Origin of the sequence: Polynucleobacter sp. CS-Odin-A6, assembly GCF_018882095.1 — a bacterium.
In the GTDB taxonomy this organism is placed as follows: Bacteria; Pseudomonadota; Gammaproteobacteria; order Burkholderiales; family Burkholderiaceae; genus Polynucleobacter.
Genome location: NZ_JACVPD010000001.1, coordinates 669,568 through 684,251 on the forward strand (window position 1 = coordinate 669,568; position 14,684 = coordinate 684,251).

Annotated in this window: 18 protein-coding genes; 14 read left to right on the forward strand and 4 right to left on the reverse strand. The window is 45.0% G+C overall.

From position 1 onward, the window contains the following. Positions 1–27: 27 nt before the first annotated feature. Entirely contained in the window at positions 28–1,176 is a 1,149-nt protein-coding gene (locus ICN15_RS03425) for an iron-containing alcohol dehydrogenase (RefSeq protein WP_216201240.1), read from the forward strand. On the opposite strand, the gene ICN15_RS03430 is transcribed toward ICN15_RS03425, so the two are convergent. Next, complete coding sequence (locus ICN15_RS03430) at positions 1,171–2,046, reverse strand: LysR family transcriptional regulator (protein WP_216201241.1); 876 nt, start codon at positions 2,044–2,046, stop codon at positions 1,171–1,173. The two genes, ICN15_RS03425 and ICN15_RS03430, sit on opposite strands and share 6 nt — an antisense overlap. Before the next feature lie 82 nt (positions 2,047–2,128). On the opposite strand from ICN15_RS03430, the gene ICN15_RS03435 reads away from it, so the two are divergent. The 7 genes from ICN15_RS03435 to ICN15_RS03465 are packed head-to-tail and all read left to right on the forward strand — an operon-like array spanning position 2,129 to position 7,540. Further along, positions 2,129–2,860: a succinate dehydrogenase/fumarate reductase iron-sulfur subunit gene (locus ICN15_RS03435; protein ID WP_216201242.1), complete on the forward strand. Its 732-nt coding sequence runs from the start codon at positions 2,129–2,131 to the stop codon at positions 2,858–2,860. Continuing rightward, complete coding sequence (locus tag ICN15_RS03440; protein WP_370625391.1) at positions 2,857–3,207, forward strand: succinate dehydrogenase; 351 nt, start codon at positions 2,857–2,859, stop codon at positions 3,205–3,207. The genes ICN15_RS03435 and ICN15_RS03440 overlap by 4 nt, the downstream gene beginning before the upstream one ends. After that, entirely contained in the window at positions 3,204–3,563 is a 360-nt protein-coding gene (sdhC, locus tag ICN15_RS03445; RefSeq protein WP_216201243.1) for a succinate dehydrogenase, cytochrome b556 subunit, read from the forward strand. Before ICN15_RS03440 ends, sdhC begins: the two co-directional genes overlap by 4 nt. A gap of 23 nt (positions 3,564–3,586) precedes the next feature. Then, positions 3,587–4,450, forward strand: a complete 864-nt coding sequence (locus ICN15_RS03450) for a fumarate hydratase (protein WP_370625393.1) — start codon at positions 3,587–3,589, stop codon at positions 4,448–4,450. Positions 4,451–4,458: 8 nt separating this feature from the next. Then, the gene (locus tag ICN15_RS03455) at positions 4,459–5,070 is read left to right on the forward strand and encodes a fumarate hydratase C-terminal domain-containing protein (protein WP_216201245.1); all 612 of its coding nucleotides are present in this window, start codon (positions 4,459–4,461) and stop codon (positions 5,068–5,070) included. Then, entirely contained in the window at positions 5,067–6,785 is a 1,719-nt protein-coding gene (locus ICN15_RS03460; protein ID WP_216201246.1) for an L-aspartate oxidase, read from the forward strand. Before ICN15_RS03455 ends, ICN15_RS03460 begins: the two co-directional genes overlap by 4 nt. Positions 6,786–6,796: 11 nt before the next feature. Next, positions 6,797–7,540, forward strand: a complete 744-nt coding sequence (locus ICN15_RS03465) for a sulfite exporter TauE/SafE family protein (protein WP_216201247.1) — start codon at positions 6,797–6,799, stop codon at positions 7,538–7,540. Between the two features lie 66 nt (positions 7,541–7,606). Here ICN15_RS03465 and ICN15_RS03470 read toward each other — a convergent pair whose 3' ends face one another. After that, positions 7,607–8,593 carry a tripartite tricarboxylate transporter substrate binding protein gene (locus ICN15_RS03470; protein ID WP_216201248.1) on the reverse strand — a complete coding sequence of 329 codons (987 nt, stop codon included), beginning with the start codon at positions 8,591–8,593 and terminating at the stop codon, positions 7,607–7,609. A 302-nt stretch (positions 8,594–8,895) separates the two neighbouring features. On the opposite strand from ICN15_RS03470, the gene ICN15_RS03475 reads away from it, so the two are divergent. From ICN15_RS03475 to ICN15_RS03495, 5 genes are read left to right on the forward strand one after another with little or no spacing between them, the layout of a single operon-like run. Then, positions 8,896–9,906: an Ldh family oxidoreductase gene (locus ICN15_RS03475; protein ID WP_370625394.1), complete on the forward strand. Its 1,011-nt coding sequence runs from the start codon at positions 8,896–8,898 to the stop codon at positions 9,904–9,906. A gap of 32 nt (positions 9,907–9,938) precedes the next feature. Continuing rightward, positions 9,939–10,220, forward strand: coding sequence for a flagellar biosynthesis protein FlgA (locus tag ICN15_RS03480; protein WP_216201250.1), 282 nt, complete (start codon positions 9,939–9,941; stop codon positions 10,218–10,220). 43 nt (positions 10,221–10,263) lie between these two features. Beyond that, complete coding sequence (locus ICN15_RS03485) at positions 10,264–11,436, forward strand: UxaA family hydrolase (RefSeq protein WP_216201251.1); 1,173 nt, start codon at positions 10,264–10,266, stop codon at positions 11,434–11,436. 9 nt (positions 11,437–11,445) lie between these two features. Beyond that, positions 11,446–12,165 (forward strand): GntR family transcriptional regulator, encoded by a 720-nt coding sequence (locus ICN15_RS03490; RefSeq protein WP_216201252.1) that lies wholly within the window; start codon positions 11,446–11,448, stop codon positions 12,163–12,165. A 6-nt stretch (positions 12,166–12,171) separates the two neighbouring features. Then, positions 12,172–13,176 (forward strand): YeiH family protein, encoded by a 1,005-nt coding sequence (locus ICN15_RS03495; RefSeq protein WP_216201253.1) that lies wholly within the window; start codon positions 12,172–12,174, stop codon positions 13,174–13,176. A gap of 8 nt (positions 13,177–13,184) precedes the next feature. Here ICN15_RS03495 and ICN15_RS03500 read toward each other — a convergent pair whose 3' ends face one another. Both ICN15_RS03500 and ICN15_RS03505 read right to left on the reverse strand, forming a co-directional pair. Further along, positions 13,185–13,349: a hypothetical protein gene (locus tag ICN15_RS03500; protein WP_216201550.1), complete on the reverse strand. Its 165-nt coding sequence runs from the start codon at positions 13,347–13,349 to the stop codon at positions 13,185–13,187. A gap of 108 nt (positions 13,350–13,457) precedes the next feature. Further along, positions 13,458–14,234, reverse strand: coding sequence for a ferredoxin--NADP reductase (locus tag ICN15_RS03505; protein WP_216201254.1), 777 nt, complete (start codon positions 14,232–14,234; stop codon positions 13,458–13,460). A gap of 150 nt (positions 14,235–14,384) precedes the next feature. On the opposite strand from ICN15_RS03505, the gene ICN15_RS03510 reads away from it, so the two are divergent. After that, positions 14,385–14,657, forward strand: a complete 273-nt coding sequence (locus tag ICN15_RS03510) for a hypothetical protein (RefSeq protein ID WP_216201255.1) — start codon at positions 14,385–14,387, stop codon at positions 14,655–14,657. Positions 14,658–14,684 lie beyond the last annotated feature (27 nt).

Sequence of the window (14,684 nt, forward strand, 5' to 3'; positions counted from 1 at the left end):
AGTCCAAACATCGCAAAAGGATTGCTTATGCAGTTTGATTTCTATTCCACCCGTTCTATTTTAGTTCAACGTGGTGGCTCTTCTCAGCTTGCAAAAATCACTCAAGAGTATGGCGCTCATAAGGTACTGATTATTACTGACCCTGGCATTCTTTCTTCAGGGTTACTTGACAAAGTATTGCCGCAGTTCAGTGATTTGAATATTCCTGTAGATATTTTTTCCGATGTGCAGGCAGACCCCTCTGTTGCAGTGATCGAGAAAGCTGCTCAGGTGGCACAGGCATGTAAAGCGGATTGTGTGATTGGATTTGGGGGTGGAAGCTCCATGGATGTAGCGAAACTAGTAGCTTTGCTATCGCTGGGTAACGAGAAATTAGTGGATATTTACGGAATTGGTAATGTTAAGGGGCCACGCCTACCTTTAATTTTGGTTCCTACTACAGCAGGCACAGGTTCTGAGGTGACTAAAAGTTCAGTGGTTACGTTTAGCGAGAGCGAAAAGAAGGGCGTGCTTTCCCCTCATTTATTACCAGATGTTGCACTGCTAGATGCAGAATTAACTCTGGGTTTACCTGCTCCTGTTACTGCAGCTACAGGAATTGATGCCATGGTTCATGCTATCGAAGCATTTACAACCAAGCATTTAAAAAATCCAATAGCTGATTGTTTGGCAAAGGAGGCGCTCAGACTCTTGTCTAACAATATTCATCAAGCTGTCCATTCAGGTTCCGATATCGCGGCTCGTGAAAATATGTTGCTTGGTGCATGTTTAGCTGGCATGGCCTTTACCAATGCACCAGTTGCTGGAGTCCATGCTTTAGCCTATCCAATAGGGGCAAGATTTCATATACCCCATGGGCTTTCTAATTCTTTAATATTAGCCCCGGTGATGCGTTTTAATATAGAGGCAGCGCATGTGATGTATGCAGAGCTTGGACAAATTATTAAACCAGGTCTTAGAGGTTCAACCATGGAGCAAGCCTCTGAACTGGTAGATTATCTTGGAGACTTAGCAGGGGAGTTGGGCCTACCAACGCGTTTAAGAGATGTGGGGATCGTTAATGGAGATATTGACCAGCTGGCAATTGATGCTATGTTGCAAACTCGACTACTAATGAATAGTCCACGGAAAATAACGCTTCATGATGCCGTAAAACTCTATAGAGAGGCTTTATAAGTTGGCTAAAAAGTGCTGTTTAATAGCCTGAGTAATATTTTGACGGCCATGTTTTTTTCTCTCAAGTAAACCTACTTTTCGGTAGATAATTCTTCCTGGCAGATCTTTGATCTTCAGTTGACGATCACTAGCCCAAGAAATATTTGCCAGTTTTGGAATGATTGAATAGCCGAGCCCTTGCCGAACTAATTCAATGATAGCTTCCACAGAATTTAACTCCATTCCTTCTTTAATAGAAAGCCTATTGGTCCTTATGGTTTGATCTACTAGGTGTCCTGTCCATGTATTACGTTCAAAACGTATAAAAGGTAAGTCGGAATCTAAGATCTCAGAACGATCTCTTTTTTTGAATATAGTGGCTGGAACAATCATGATCATCGGTTCCTTGTAAAGCTCGGTCCATTGAACATGTTGTGGCAATGTATAAGGTGACTCAGTGACAATTGCAGCATCTAAACTGCCATCAAGCACTTGATCTAGAAAATCACTTGATAGGCCGGCGATCAATTTCACTTCAAGACTAGGGTAGGCTTGCTTAATTTTATTCAGCGTACTTCCAAAGGCTCCCATTAAGGTTGAAACGAGTGCGCCCAACACAATAGTTCCACTCAGCTCAGATTTGAAGTCAGAGCCTAAGGCTTCATAGCGGGCGATAATTTCTTGGATCGGCTCAATTAAAGATTTGCCTTGGTGATTTAAGGTCATGGAGCGTTTGGTTCTATCAAAAAGATCCACGCCAATATCTGCCTCTAGCTGCTGTAATTGCTGACCTGCAGCAGCGGCAGTAAGGCCTATCTCGCGTGCGGCCGCCGCCACGCTTTTATGTCGGGAAACGGCGAGAAAATTTTTCAGTATTTTGATGCTGGACATGGGTTTATATATAAAGTAATTTTTTATCTCAAAGAAAATTATATTCGATTTATTTTTTATTATCTGCAGATATAATTAGCCAATGTCTAATACAGATCTCAAAGTAACTGTCTGGCGTGGTGCTCAAGAAGGTGAGTTTGTTGAGTATTTGGTGCCTCGGAACCCAAATCAAACGGTTTTGGATGTGGTGACCTACATTCAACGCAAGCTAGACCCTACCCTGAGCTATCGCTTTGCTTGTCGTGTCGGCATGTGCGGCTCCTGTGCAATGACGGTCAATGGTGTTGCTCGGTGGACTTGCCGCACCCATGTCTCTCAGATAGTGAAGGGCGATTCATTAGAGATTGCCCCATTGAATAATCTCCCTGTGATTAAAGATCTTGCAACCGATATGCGAGAGTTTTTTAATAAATGGAAAGGGGCTGTTGGCTTCTTTAAGGGAGATAAAACCCGACACGATGATTTCGCCAGAGTAGAGCCAGAATCAACTGAGCGTCAGTTAGCTAATGCGGGTATAGAATGCATTGGCTGTGCAGTCTGTTATGCCTCTTGTGAGGTGGTTGAAAGTCGCCCAAATTATCTTGGTCCGGCAGCCTTAAATCGTGCCTGGACATTAACAAATGACGTACGTGATGTGCAGCAATTAGATCGTCTACGAGCTATCGCTGGAGATGAAGGTTGCCATGCATGCCATACGCAGGGATCCTGTACTGAGCGTTGCCCTAAAAAATTAGAGCCTACCGCCAGTATTTCTGGGTTGAAAAAGTTAGTAGCAAGAGCGGCCGTGCGAGGAAGTAAGTGGGGCAAACTGTGAGCCAAGGCGTAATGCAGGCCAAGCTTTGGTATGCCCAAAGAATCAGCGCCATGGTTCTGGGTATTTGTGTGAGCATTCATCTAGTCATTATTTTTTATGCGATACGAGGCGGTCTTACTGCAGAAGAGATTCTTGGGCGCACCCAAGGCAATATTGCCTTCGCTCTTTTTTATGAAATTTTTGTCTTGGCGTGCTTTGTGCATGCACCGATTGGCTTAGCTAATATTCTTGAAGAGAATCTCTCTAAAGGATTTATTTCTAAGAGCTTATCTTTGATATTAGCGGCTCTCATACTCGTTCTGGGTAGCACTGCTGTCATCGGTGTTTACGCCGGAGGGAGCTTATGAGCTCCAGGCCTAAACTCGATCTACGAGCAAAAAATCATCTTTCCTATTTTGCTTATGCATGCCATCGTTTCTCCGGCTTGTTGTTGGCTTGCTTTATTCCTTTGCATTTCTTAATGCTCTCTCAGTCTTTGCGGGGCGCAAGTGGTTTTGAGCGCTACTTAGAATTAACGGATTTTTGGGTTTTTAAATTCGGCGAGTGGGCGCTTGTTATTTTGTTAGCAATTCATTTGGTCGGTGGAATTCGGCTGATCATGATTGAGTTTGGCCCTTGGCGCGGGCTTCGTAAGGCTTGGACCCAAGCAGCTATTTTGTTTGGTATTGCTTGTGGCCTTCTATTTTTGTATTTAGCAAATTGATTGGTTAATTTATGCATTTACAAATGAAAGCTGTTGAAGAGGCTTGCAAAGAACTCTATATCCGTGCCTTGAAGGTACTTCCAGACGATGTCAAAGCGGGTATTGAGCGCTTAAATCAGGGGGAATCAGATGCTCGTGCGCAGGTGGTGCTCAAAACGATGATTACCAATATCGCTGTGGCGGAGCGCGAGGATAACTTGCTTTGTCAAGATACTGGGTTGCCGATCTACAAGGTCAAAATTGGTCGTAATGTTCAGCTTGACGGTATGGAGCTAAAGGCAGCCATTCGAAAGGGATGTGAGCGCGCAACTACTGAATACCCATTGCGCTCCTCTGTCGTTCATCCGATTACCAGAAAAAATAATCACACCTCTTGTGGTATTGATATGCCGGCAATTAGCATTGATTTTTGTGATGAGGATCAGGTGCTTGAAATTGAGATGGTTCCTAAAGGTAGCGGCTCAGAAAATAATTCTTTTCTAAAGATGGCTATACCAGCTGATGGAATTAATGGAGTTAAATCTTTTGTCATTGAGAGCGTTGTCTCTGCTGGTGGCAAGACTTGCCCACCGACGATTGTCGGCGTTGGTGTTGGCGGTACATCCGAGCAATGTGTTGCAATGGCAAAACGGGCAGCTACAAGGCCCTTAGGTACAGTATGTAGTGATAAAGAGGGCGCTAAGCTAGAGCAGGAATTGACTGCTGCTGTGAATAAGCTAGGTATTGGTCCTCAGGGTTTAGGTGGCGACGGTACCGCATTTGCTGTCCATGTTGAATTAGCCCATACCCATATCACCTTAAATCCAGTGGCTGTCAATATGCAGTGTCATTCTGCGCGTAGAGCGCGTGCAACATTTACGCCTGATGGCGTCACTTACGGTTTCTAGGGGTAGAGATGGCACATTACAATCTTTCAACTCCAGTGAGTGAGGCGGATGTTCGTCAGCTCCGCATTAACGACACGGTGACATTACAAAAAACCCTGTTTGGTATTCGGGATGCCACGCAAATTCACATGTTTGATCACGGCCGAAAAACGCGCTTTGATCTTCAAGGCCACGCCGTGATTCATACGGCTCCCAATGTGCGTAAGGTTCCTATTAGCGAGGAGTTCCCAGCGGGTTATCAACCGATTTGTATTGGCACCACTACGTCAGATCGCATGGAGCGTTTCACACGTCCATTGATGGCTGAAAACGGAGTACGAATGATCGTGGGTAAGGGTGGCCTCCGTGAAGGATCTGCTGCAGCTTTTCAGGAAATAGGCGGCGTGTATCTCGCCATTATTGGTGGAACAGCAGCACTCGAGACAACTTGGATCAAGCAAATTGAAGAGGTTGATATGGATGATCTCAACCCAGAATCTCTCTGGCGTTTCAAGATTAAAGACTTTGGCCCTTTATTAGTTGCAATGGATAGTCACGGCGGCAGCATTTATCAAGAAGTGAAAAATGAGGTTTCTCGTAATAAAGAGGCCGTCCTTAAGAGCCTAGGAATTTCTTCATGAATATTGCTATTCTAGAAACGGATATCTTGATTTTAGGATCTGGCGGAGCGGGATTATTTGCAGCCTTACATGCCCACCAAACCAACCCAGATCTCCACATTACGATCGCTGTAAAGGGTCTGCTTGGTAAGTGCGGTTGTACTCGAATGGTGCAAGGCGGTTACAACGTAGCCTTGGCAGAAGGGGATTCTGTTGAACGTCATTTTATGGATACGATCGAAGGTGGCAAATGGTTATCCGACCAGGAGTTGGCATGGACTTTGGTCAATAAGGCGGTAGAACGTATTCGTGAACTTGAGAATGAATTAGGTTGTTTTTTTGATCGCAACCCGGACGGAACAGTCCATCAAAAAGCATTCGCCGGGCAAACCTTTGATCGTACGGTCCACAAAGGAGATTTGACTGGTATTGAGATTATTAGTCGATTAGCTGAGCAAGTGTGGTCTAGAGGAATTCACCGTCTAGAGGAATATAGAGCGGTTGAGTTAATTCATAGCGAGGATGGCAAGTCGCTCGCTGGCGTATTGATGCTAGACATGCAAACTGGTCAGTTCACACTGGTACGAGCGAAGGCAGTGCTCTTGGCTACTGGTGGTGGCCCTACGATGTATAAGTACCATACACCTTCAGGTGATAAGAGTTGTGATGGACTAGCTATGGCACTTCGCGCAGGTCTTACGCTGCGTGATATGGAAATGGTGCAGTTTCATCCAACAGGATTACTAGCTGGTCCCGGCACAAGGATGACTGGTACTGTTTTAGAGGAAGGCTTGAGAGGCGCAGGCGGCTATTTACTCAATGGCAATCAAGAGCGCTTTATGGGCAACTATGATCCTCGTAATGAACGTGCTACACGCGATATTGTTTCGCGTTCTATTAATTCTGAAATCAGGGCAGGCAGAGCCACCCCTAATGGCGGTGTTTATATTCAGATGAGCCACCTTGGTCCTGATAATGTGCGCAAGCAATTTAAAGGCATGGTTGAGCGATGTGCTGACAGCGGCTTTGATTTAGCGGGAGATCTGGTAGAGGTTGTGCCAACTGCACATTACATGATGGGCGGATTAATCTTTAAGGCGAACTGCAGCACTGAGTTGCCAGGTCTATTTGCGGCGGGTGAAGATACCGGAGGAGTGCATGGGGCAAATCGTCTCGGTGGTAATGGCGTAGCTAACTCAACCGTGTTTGGTGGCATTGCCGGTGAGGAGATGGCAAAGTGGGTTGTGTCCCAGACTTTGCAAGAGTGCAATATGGCAGAGGTGCATGCCAGCATAAAGGCTCATGAGGCTCCATTAGAAAGACCGGCAGGGGATATCGAATCCATTCGTGATGCTCTGGCAGAGTGTATGTGGGATGACGTAGGTATCTCAAGAACAAAAGACAGTTTGCTCCGAGCTCGCACTAAGCTGGATGAGTTAGGTCAGCAATTACATCACATTGGTGTTGGCGATATCCAAAGGGAATACAGCATTACATGGCAAGACTGGATGAATTTAAATAATCTGATCTTGGTCAGTAAGTCGGTAACTGAGGCTGCGCTATCTCGAGAAAATTCTAGAGGAGCTCACTATCGTGATGATTTTCCTGAGCCGGGATCAATGGAGGAGTCCTACTTCACTGCGGTTCATTTAGCCAAAGATAGAATAGAAATTAAAAATAGACCAGTTCAATTTACGATGATTAAGCCTGGTGAGACTATTTTGGTAGAGGCTTAATTATTTTTGAATTGATTGAGCCGGCCTCGTTTGCGTTAGCGACCTTGATCGTTCTGTGCGCATTCTTCATCTTTGGGGTTTCAGGATTTGGTTCTTCAATAGTCGCTGTACCATTACTGGTCCAGATGTACCCCTTGAAGGTAGTTGTACCGATGATGGTGATCATCGATATCTGTGCATCGCTTTATATTGGTAGAAAATCTTCCAGCGATGCCAATATTCAAGAGCTGAAATGGTTATTTCCATTTAGTTTGTTGGGGATGATGCTAGGCATCTTCCTCCTAATACAAGCGCCTAGCGAACCCTTGCTTCTGATTCTCGGGATATTTGCCGCCATTAATGGTGTGCGCGTTTTAATTCAAAGAAATGTTGAGTTTCAGGATCCGATTAGCAAGTGGTGGGCTGTGCCATTCGGTTTTTTTGGGGGCGCCTTTACTGCTCTTTTTGCCACCGGCGGCCCTGTTTATGTTTCTTATCTCGGTTTAAGAATCAATAATCCTAAAGTACTTCGCGCAACCATGGCTTTTGCAATCTTTATGCTGGCATTCTTGCGTCTTACCTTGATGTTGGTCACTGGACTGATCTTGAGTTGGCAGGTAATTGGTTTGGCTGGCTGTTTGCTGCCAGTAGCATTTTTAGGGATCTGGACTGGAACTCATGTTCACACTAAGCTTAGCAACACTTCTATGCGCATAGCCTACGGCTCTATATTGGTGTTTGCTGGTTCAATGCTCTTGGTGAGGCAGATTACTTAAATTCCTGCCCCGTTAGAAATAAAAAAGCGAGGATGAGCCTCGCTTTTTTATTTACTGAGCCGCTTTTTACTGGGCGCTAATATTGCGACCCTTAATCACCTTTTCCCAGTTAGCTGACTCAGCTTTAATCTGGGCATCAAAGTCCTTCTGAGAATTTAATACTGGGGTTAAGGCATTCAGTTCTAAGCTCTTTTTCATGGCCTCGGAATTAACTGCTTTAACGGTAGCATCATAAATTTTGTCGGTAATGACCTTGGGTGTATTGGCGGGGGCGACTAAACCGAACCAACCAGTACTCTCAAAGCCCGGAATGCCGCTCTCAGCAACCGTTGGAACATCTGGTAGCTGCTTAACCCGCTTCGCGCTAGTGACAGCAATCGGCTTAATTTGCCCGGCTTTTGCAAAACCTGTTGCCGCAGTGAGGTTGCCCACCATAAAGTCTATTTGGCCTGATACAAGATCATTTATAGCAGCCGATTCACCCTTATAAGGCACATGGGTTGCAGGAATGTTAGCGGCATATGTGAGGTTTTCAGCAGCCATATGCACTTGGCTACCAATACCTGCGGAACCAAAGTTCAGATCTTTAGTTTTGGCGTAGGTGATGAACTCATTCAGATTCTTGGCCGGTATTTTATTACTTACCGATAGCAGCATTGGACCGCTGGCAACATTGGTAATGTTGACGAAGTCTTTACTGTAATTTACTGGTAATTTTTTATAGAGGCTAGGGTTAACAGTGAGCATGCTTCCAGAAACAAGCATGATGGTGTAACCATCAGCTGCAGATTGGGCTACGAATTCAGCGGCGATATTGCCACCAGCTCCCCCTTTATTTTCTACGATAACGTTTTGCCCTAGATCTTTTGTGAGCTGTTGCGCTAAGAGTCGGCCAAGAATATCGGTAGTGCCTCCTGCTGCAAAAGGGATGACTAATTTAATTTGCTTGGTTGGCCAAGATTGGGCGGTTGCGAGCTGAGGTAGTGCGAGTGTGAGTACTCCAGCCAGTAAAACTAAACGCCTTCTTAATTTATATTTTTCAAACTTCAACATCGGTGACCTCCAGTGGTGATTTGATCTTCATATCTTAGCTAATTTATTACCAAAAAGTACGCTTTACTGCAATCGAATAGTTATAAGTGTATGCATTCAAACTGTCTCCTCCAATCCTTACGCAATACTCTTTGTAGCAGTTGCATTGCATAAAGAATGGGGTATTCATCGGGTGTTGCCAGATATCTAAATCATCTATATGATTCAGATATGTCAGTTATTTTGTTCCCCAAACCCAAATCTAGTCAAGCCCTGAAAACCCTGTGTTTTAAGTGGGCCAATGTGGCTATGGAGCCCTCTCGGTGAATCTAAGCTACGCGCAATTACTTGCTCTAGTAGAGGCTGGCCTAAAAGCTGCCGGGGTCAATTCAAAGGCGGCTTATGAAACGGCACAATTTCTGGCTTTAGCAGAATTGGATGGCCTAGCATCCCATGGCTTGGCAAGGGTTGCGCAATATTCTGCGCATGCTAAAAATGGACGTATCGCCTTGTCTCCCAAAATTAAAGTGAAGCCATTTAAGACTTCAGCCGCATTGGTAGATGCTGATGACGGGCTCGCGTTTCCAGCCCTGCGATACGCTACAGATCTTTCGGTGAATCTTGCCTCAAAAAATGGACTGGGATTGGTGGCTGTGACCAATAGCCATCATTTTGGTGTTGCAGGACATTACGTTGAGGCTGCGGCTCGAGCAGGGTATATCTCCTTGTTATTCGGCAATACGCCTGCAGCGATGCCTATGGTTGGTGGTACTAAAGCGGTTTTTGGAACAAATCCATTGGCTGCCGCCTTTCCGCTTGGCAAGGCAGATCCATTGGTAATTGATATGTCACTGTCTGCTGTTGCTCGCGGCAAATTATTAGTAGCAGCTAAAAAAGGCGAGGCCATTCCTGAGGGCTGGGCTCTGACTGCTAACGGTGAGCCTACGACAGATCCAAAGGAGGGTCTCAAGGGTTTGATGGTTCCGCTAGGTGGAGACAAGGGTGCTTTGCTTGCCTTGATCGTCGAACTGCTGGTAGTTGGACTCTCAGGCAGTAGATTTTCTTATGAGGCGGATTCCTTTTTTGACCCTAAAGGCAATCGCCCACGCATTGGCCAGTTGATATTGACGATTGATCCGGGGTTAGCAGGCGCAACCGTTTTTGCCAGCCGAATTCAAGACTTTTTGAAAGTATTAAGTGCTGATGCGGGAACTCGCCTTCCAGGTCAGCGTCGTTTTAAACAACGTGCTTTAGGACTTAGAGAAGGTGTCACAGTTTCAGATGCGGTTGTAGAAGAAATTCAGACTGGCATTCGCCAGTCATGGACTGAGTAGTTTTTATAAATGAGATTATTGAGGAGATAGTAATGATCCACTTTGTCGTGCATGAGCCAGCAGATGGCGTAGGGGTAGTAGTAGTTGAAGGTGTAAAAGCGGGGACTGATTTGATTGGTTGGGTGATGGATGGTGATCTCACTTTAAATATCAAGTCTGAAAGTGATATTCCAATTGGCCACAAGATTTCATTGAATGATTTCAAGCCAGGTGACACAGTCATTAAATATGGTGTCGACATTGGCAAGGTAGTGGCCCCAATTAAAAAAGGCGAACACCTTCACGTTCAAAACGTAAAAACGAAGCGCTGGTAATCCAGCCCCTTATTTACTTACCTATTCATTAAAAGAGATAAAAATGACTAATTTGAAAAACGCGACCTTCTTAGGTTACCGCCGTGAAAACGGTCGTATGGGTATTCGCAATCACGTATTGATTTTGCCTTTAGATGACCTATCTAACGCCGCTTGTGAAGCGGTAGCGAATAATATTAAAGGGACCATGGCAATTCCTCACTCCTATGGCCGTTTGCAATTCGGAGCCGATTTAGATTTGCATTTCCGCACTTTAATTGGTACCGGTTCAAACCCGAACGTTGCTGCAGTGGTAGTCATTGGTATTGAGCCACAGTGGACAAAAATTGTGGTTGATGGAATCAAGGCATCTGGTAAGCCAGTCGAAGGCTTCTGGATTGAAGGTAACGGTGATACCGCTACGATTGCCTCCGCAAGCAAGTCTGCCTATAGCATGATGAAGCATGCCTCCAAGCAAAAACGGGTATCGGCCCCTTTATCAGAACTATGGGTATCAACAAAATGCGGTGAGTCAGATACTACTTCTGGTTGTGGTGCAAACCCGACTGTTGGTGATGCATTCGATAAGCTCTATGAGATTGGCTCTACATTGGTTTTTGGCGAGACTACCGAGTTAACTGGCGGCGAGCATTTGGTTGAAGCACGTTGCCGTACTCCGGAAGTAAAGAAGAAGTTTCGCGAAATGTTTGATCGCTATCAAGCGGTGATTGAGCGTCATAAAACAAGTGACTTATCGGATTCTCAGCCAACCAAAGGCAATATCGCAGGTGGTTTAACCACCATCGAAGAAAAAGCATTGGGTAATATCCAGAAAATTGGTAAGAAATGTATTGTGGATAGCGTGCTTGATAAGGGTGAGGAGCCAAAGATTCCAGGCTTACACTTTATGGACTCTTCCTCAGCTGCTGCTGAGATGGTGACCTTGTGTGCTGCTGCTGGTTTTGCTGCACACCTCTTCCCAACTGGGCAGGGTAATGTCATCGGTAATGCCATTCTTCCCGTAATTAAGATTTGCGCCAATCCAAAGACTTTTCGTACGATGGCTGAGCATATCGACGTTGATGTGTCTGGACTACTTCGTCGTGAAGAGAATATGGATCAGGCGGGTGATAAGTTGTTAGATTGCTTGATGCGTACTGCTGATGGTGAATTGACTGCTTCTGAGATTTTGGGGCACCGCGAGTTTGTATTAACCCGTTTGTACGAATCAGCATAAGTCTTAAGTATGAAATCCCTGGCCGCTTATCAAGAGGTAAAGCAAAAGATCACCGAGGATCTGGTCAGGGGTCGTTTTCCGATGGGGCAGGCATTGCCTGCTGAAAAGGATTTATCGAAAGAGCTAGATGTATCTATAGGAACCCTGCGCAAGGCGGTGGATGAATTAGTCGCTGAAGGTATCGTAGTTCGTCGCCAAGGCAGGGGTACCTATGTAGCTGAGCATGACCTCAAGCGGCTTTTATATTATTTTTTCCATATTGTTAAGCATGATGTAGATAAAAAGGTCTATCCCAATGTAGAGCTCGTTTCTTTAAATAGTGCTGTTGCTAATAAAGAAGAGGCAAGCAAGTTGCAGATTAAAGAGGGCTCGCCAGTTTGGAGAATTACAAACCGCCTCTCCTTAGAGGGGCAGTGTGTCATGATCGATCAGATTACATTGGATAAAAAAAGATTTAAAAATTTGACGCGGGCAGATTTTATTGATCGCAAGGGTAGTATTTATCAGATGTATCAGATGCAGTACGGTCAATCCGTTGTGCGTAGTAGTGAGCGCCTGCGTGCTGGACTTGCAGGTAGACAGTATGCAGAGTGGCTCGGATTAAACCCAAATGCTCCAGTGATTACTATTAGAAGGATAGCCCTTGGCATCCAGGATGAACCCTTGGAGTGGCGTGTTTCAACACTCAATACCAACCAACATGAGTATTTCAGTGAGCTGGTGGTCTAAAGCTCTATGTTGAGAACCTTGTTAAACAACATCCCCAAAAACATCCCAGGTGTATTGGTCTGTCTCGTGATAGCTATGTCGACCAGTTTTCTTTCTGAAAATTACGGTGGACCACAGTTGTTATATGCCTTATTAATTGGTTTATCGCTCCATTTTTTATATGCCAACGAGAGAGTGACGCCGGGAATTGATTTCTGCGCAAAAACGATTTTGCGTTTAGGGGTCGCATTTCTAGGTATCCGCATTACCTTCGCTGATATCAGCGCGATTGGCTTGAATACGGGTTTGATGGTGATGTTTGCTGTCACCGCTACAGTATGTCTTGGATTCTTTCTGGCCAAATTCTTAAAGCTATCTCCGGATTTTGGCTTGATTGCCGGCGGCTCTGTTGGAATTTGTGGAGCATCAGCAGCGCTAGCAGTGGCTTCAGTCCTCCCTAAGACTAAAGAGAATGAGCGCTTTACCTTACTCGTAGTGGTCGGTGTAACTGTCCTATCCACCATAGCAATGGTGAGCTATCCATTCATGTTGCAGTTGTTGAGTATTACTTCTTTACCTGCGGGAATCTTTTTAGGGGCAACGATTCATGATGTTGCCCAAGTGGTAGCGGCGGGGATGTTGTTTGGTCCCGAAGCGGGCGACGTGGCAACTGTAGTTAAATTATTTCGTGTTGCGCTGTTGTTACCGGTAGTCTTATTTATCTCTATTTTCTTTGGCGCTGAAAAATCATCTCAGCGCTTGGGTTGGGGCAGCCTTCGTTTGATCCCGACATTCCTATTGGGATTTGTGGCCCTCTCCGTGATTGCCTCTATGCAGATTTTGCCAAGTTCCGTAACTCACTCAATTAGTGACGTTTCTCGCTGGATGCTTGTCATTGCGATTGCTGCCGCTGGCTTGAAAACCAACTTTCAAGAGTTGGCTAAGCTAGGCTGGCAACCCGTGGTGATGTTGGTGGTTGAAACAATTTTCATTGCCACTATTGGCTTGATTTTTATTACTAGCTTTTCCTAGTATTCACCTCAGGCAAAAGACTCTTCCAGTTCATCCATCTTGATTCCTGACATCAAGAATAGAATTTTTCGTTGAACGCTTTTGCGCTCACTAATTTGGTCATGTGGCAGGCTGTCATGCTCACGCAGTAACTTAGTGATGATCGGGTTGTAGTGCTCGCGTACTAGGGACACCTGAATTCCTTGGTAAATATCTTGTGTAGACAATTTACCAAGGTAACTAATTACCCACAAGGAATATATAGCGATATCTAAATTACTTCTAGATATAAAGTGAGTACATTACTTTTCTACAAACGCCCTTTCAAATACGTAATCACCTAATTGACCGAGGCTTGGGGATACCTTGAGGCCCTTGGCATCCAGCATGTCTGCAGTTTCCTTGAGCATGGATGGACTGCCGCAGATCATGGCGCGGTCTACCGCGGGATCTAATGGAGGCAGGCCAATGTCTTTAAAAAGTTGACCGGATTCAATTGCAGTAGTCAGGCGGCCTGTTTGCTTAAATGCCTCACGCGTGACTGTAGGATAGTAGATAAGTTTTTCACGAATGATTTCGCCAATGTACTCATCTTGAGTGAGTTCATTCTTGATGTAATCGGCATAAGCCAATTCACTGACTAGGCGTACACCGTGAACCAGGATGACCTTTTCAAACTTCTCATACGTATCCGGGTCACGAATGATGCTCATAAACGGCGCTAACCCTGTGCCCGTACTAAAGAGATAGAGATGCTTGCCGGGATTTAGATCATCAATAACTAAGGTGCCAACGGATTTCTCACTAACCAGTATGGGATCGCCCACCTGAATCTTCTGGAGACGTGAGGTGAGGGGACCATCCTGAACCTTGATGCTCAAAAACTCGAGATGCTCTTCATAATTTGGGCTAGCAACGCTATAGGCTCGGACTAGCGGTTTGCCTTCTACCTCCAAGCCAATCATCAGAAAATGGCCGCTACGAAAGCGTAAACCTTTGTTTCTGGTGGTGGTAAAGCTAAAAAGCGTGTCATTCCAATGTTGAACGGTGAGAACGGTTTCGGTGTTATAGGCTGCCATAAGTGCTTAAAAGTAGATACAAAAACTGAATTATCCTCATTCTTAACAAGGGGCTATAGATTAAAAAGTATTTAGTATATAAAAAGGGAGTCTTTTACAAATAGACCCAGCCCCCATAAGATCTTTCTATGCCTATTCCAAGGAAGAATGATGTCCAAAAAGACTATAACTGAAAAGCCATTATTTCTGACGATCATCCAAATATTTTTGGGTTTAGCGCTCATCAGCGTATCCACCCACCTTGCTTTGGACAGTAGTCGCTATTTAGAGGTTCTAAACCAAAATGGCCTGAATCAATATCACGCTTTTGGCCTGCTGGTTTGTATTGGCTTTATTTCGGGGGTATTTTTGATTGCCCAGCACGTGCTCTCTCAGGATAGCGCCAGCATTGACGAGCATTTTGATAAGGCCCTGACTTACTAAAGCAGGCTAGACTGTGGTCTTATCTTC

What these genes read in the sequence shown, in the direction of transcription:
- ICN15_RS03425 (WP_216201240.1), top strand. Translation starts at nt 28, where the DNA reads ATGCAGTTTGATTTCTATTCCACCCGTTCTATTTTAGTTCAACGTGGT.
- ICN15_RS03505 (WP_216201254.1), bottom strand. Translation starts at nt 14,234, where the DNA reads ATGGCAGCCTATAACACCGAAACCGTTCTCACCGTTCAACATTGGAAT.
- ICN15_RS03485 (WP_216201251.1), top strand. Translation starts at nt 10,264, where the DNA reads ATGACTAATTTGAAAAACGCGACCTTCTTAGGTTACCGCCGTGAAAAC.
- ICN15_RS03495 (WP_216201253.1), top strand. Translation starts at nt 12,172, where the DNA reads ATGTTGAGAACCTTGTTAAACAACATCCCCAAAAACATCCCAGGTGTA.
- ICN15_RS03510 (WP_216201255.1), top strand. Translation starts at nt 14,385, where the DNA reads ATGTCCAAAAAGACTATAACTGAAAAGCCATTATTTCTGACGATCATC.
- ICN15_RS03435 (WP_216201242.1), top strand. Translation starts at nt 2,129, where the DNA reads ATGTCTAATACAGATCTCAAAGTAACTGTCTGGCGTGGTGCTCAAGAA.
- ICN15_RS03470 (WP_216201248.1), bottom strand. Translation starts at nt 8,593, where the DNA reads ATGTTGAAGTTTGAAAAATATAAATTAAGAAGGCGTTTAGTTTTACTG.
- sdhC (WP_216201243.1), top strand. Translation starts at nt 3,204, where the DNA reads ATGAGCTCCAGGCCTAAACTCGATCTACGAGCAAAAAATCATCTTTCC.
- ICN15_RS03460 (WP_216201246.1), top strand. Translation starts at nt 5,067, where the DNA reads ATGAATATTGCTATTCTAGAAACGGATATCTTGATTTTAGGATCTGGC.
- ICN15_RS03450 (WP_370625393.1), top strand. Translation starts at nt 3,587, where the DNA reads ATGAAAGCTGTTGAAGAGGCTTGCAAAGAACTCTATATCCGTGCCTTG.
- ICN15_RS03430 (WP_216201241.1), bottom strand. Translation starts at nt 2,046, where the DNA reads ATGTCCAGCATCAAAATACTGAAAAATTTTCTCGCCGTTTCCCGACAT.
- ICN15_RS03490 (WP_216201252.1), top strand. Translation starts at nt 11,446, where the DNA reads ATGAAATCCCTGGCCGCTTATCAAGAGGTAAAGCAAAAGATCACCGAG.
- ICN15_RS03480 (WP_216201250.1), top strand. Translation starts at nt 9,939, where the DNA reads ATGATCCACTTTGTCGTGCATGAGCCAGCAGATGGCGTAGGGGTAGTA.
- ICN15_RS03455 (WP_216201245.1), top strand. Translation starts at nt 4,459, where the DNA reads ATGGCACATTACAATCTTTCAACTCCAGTGAGTGAGGCGGATGTTCGT.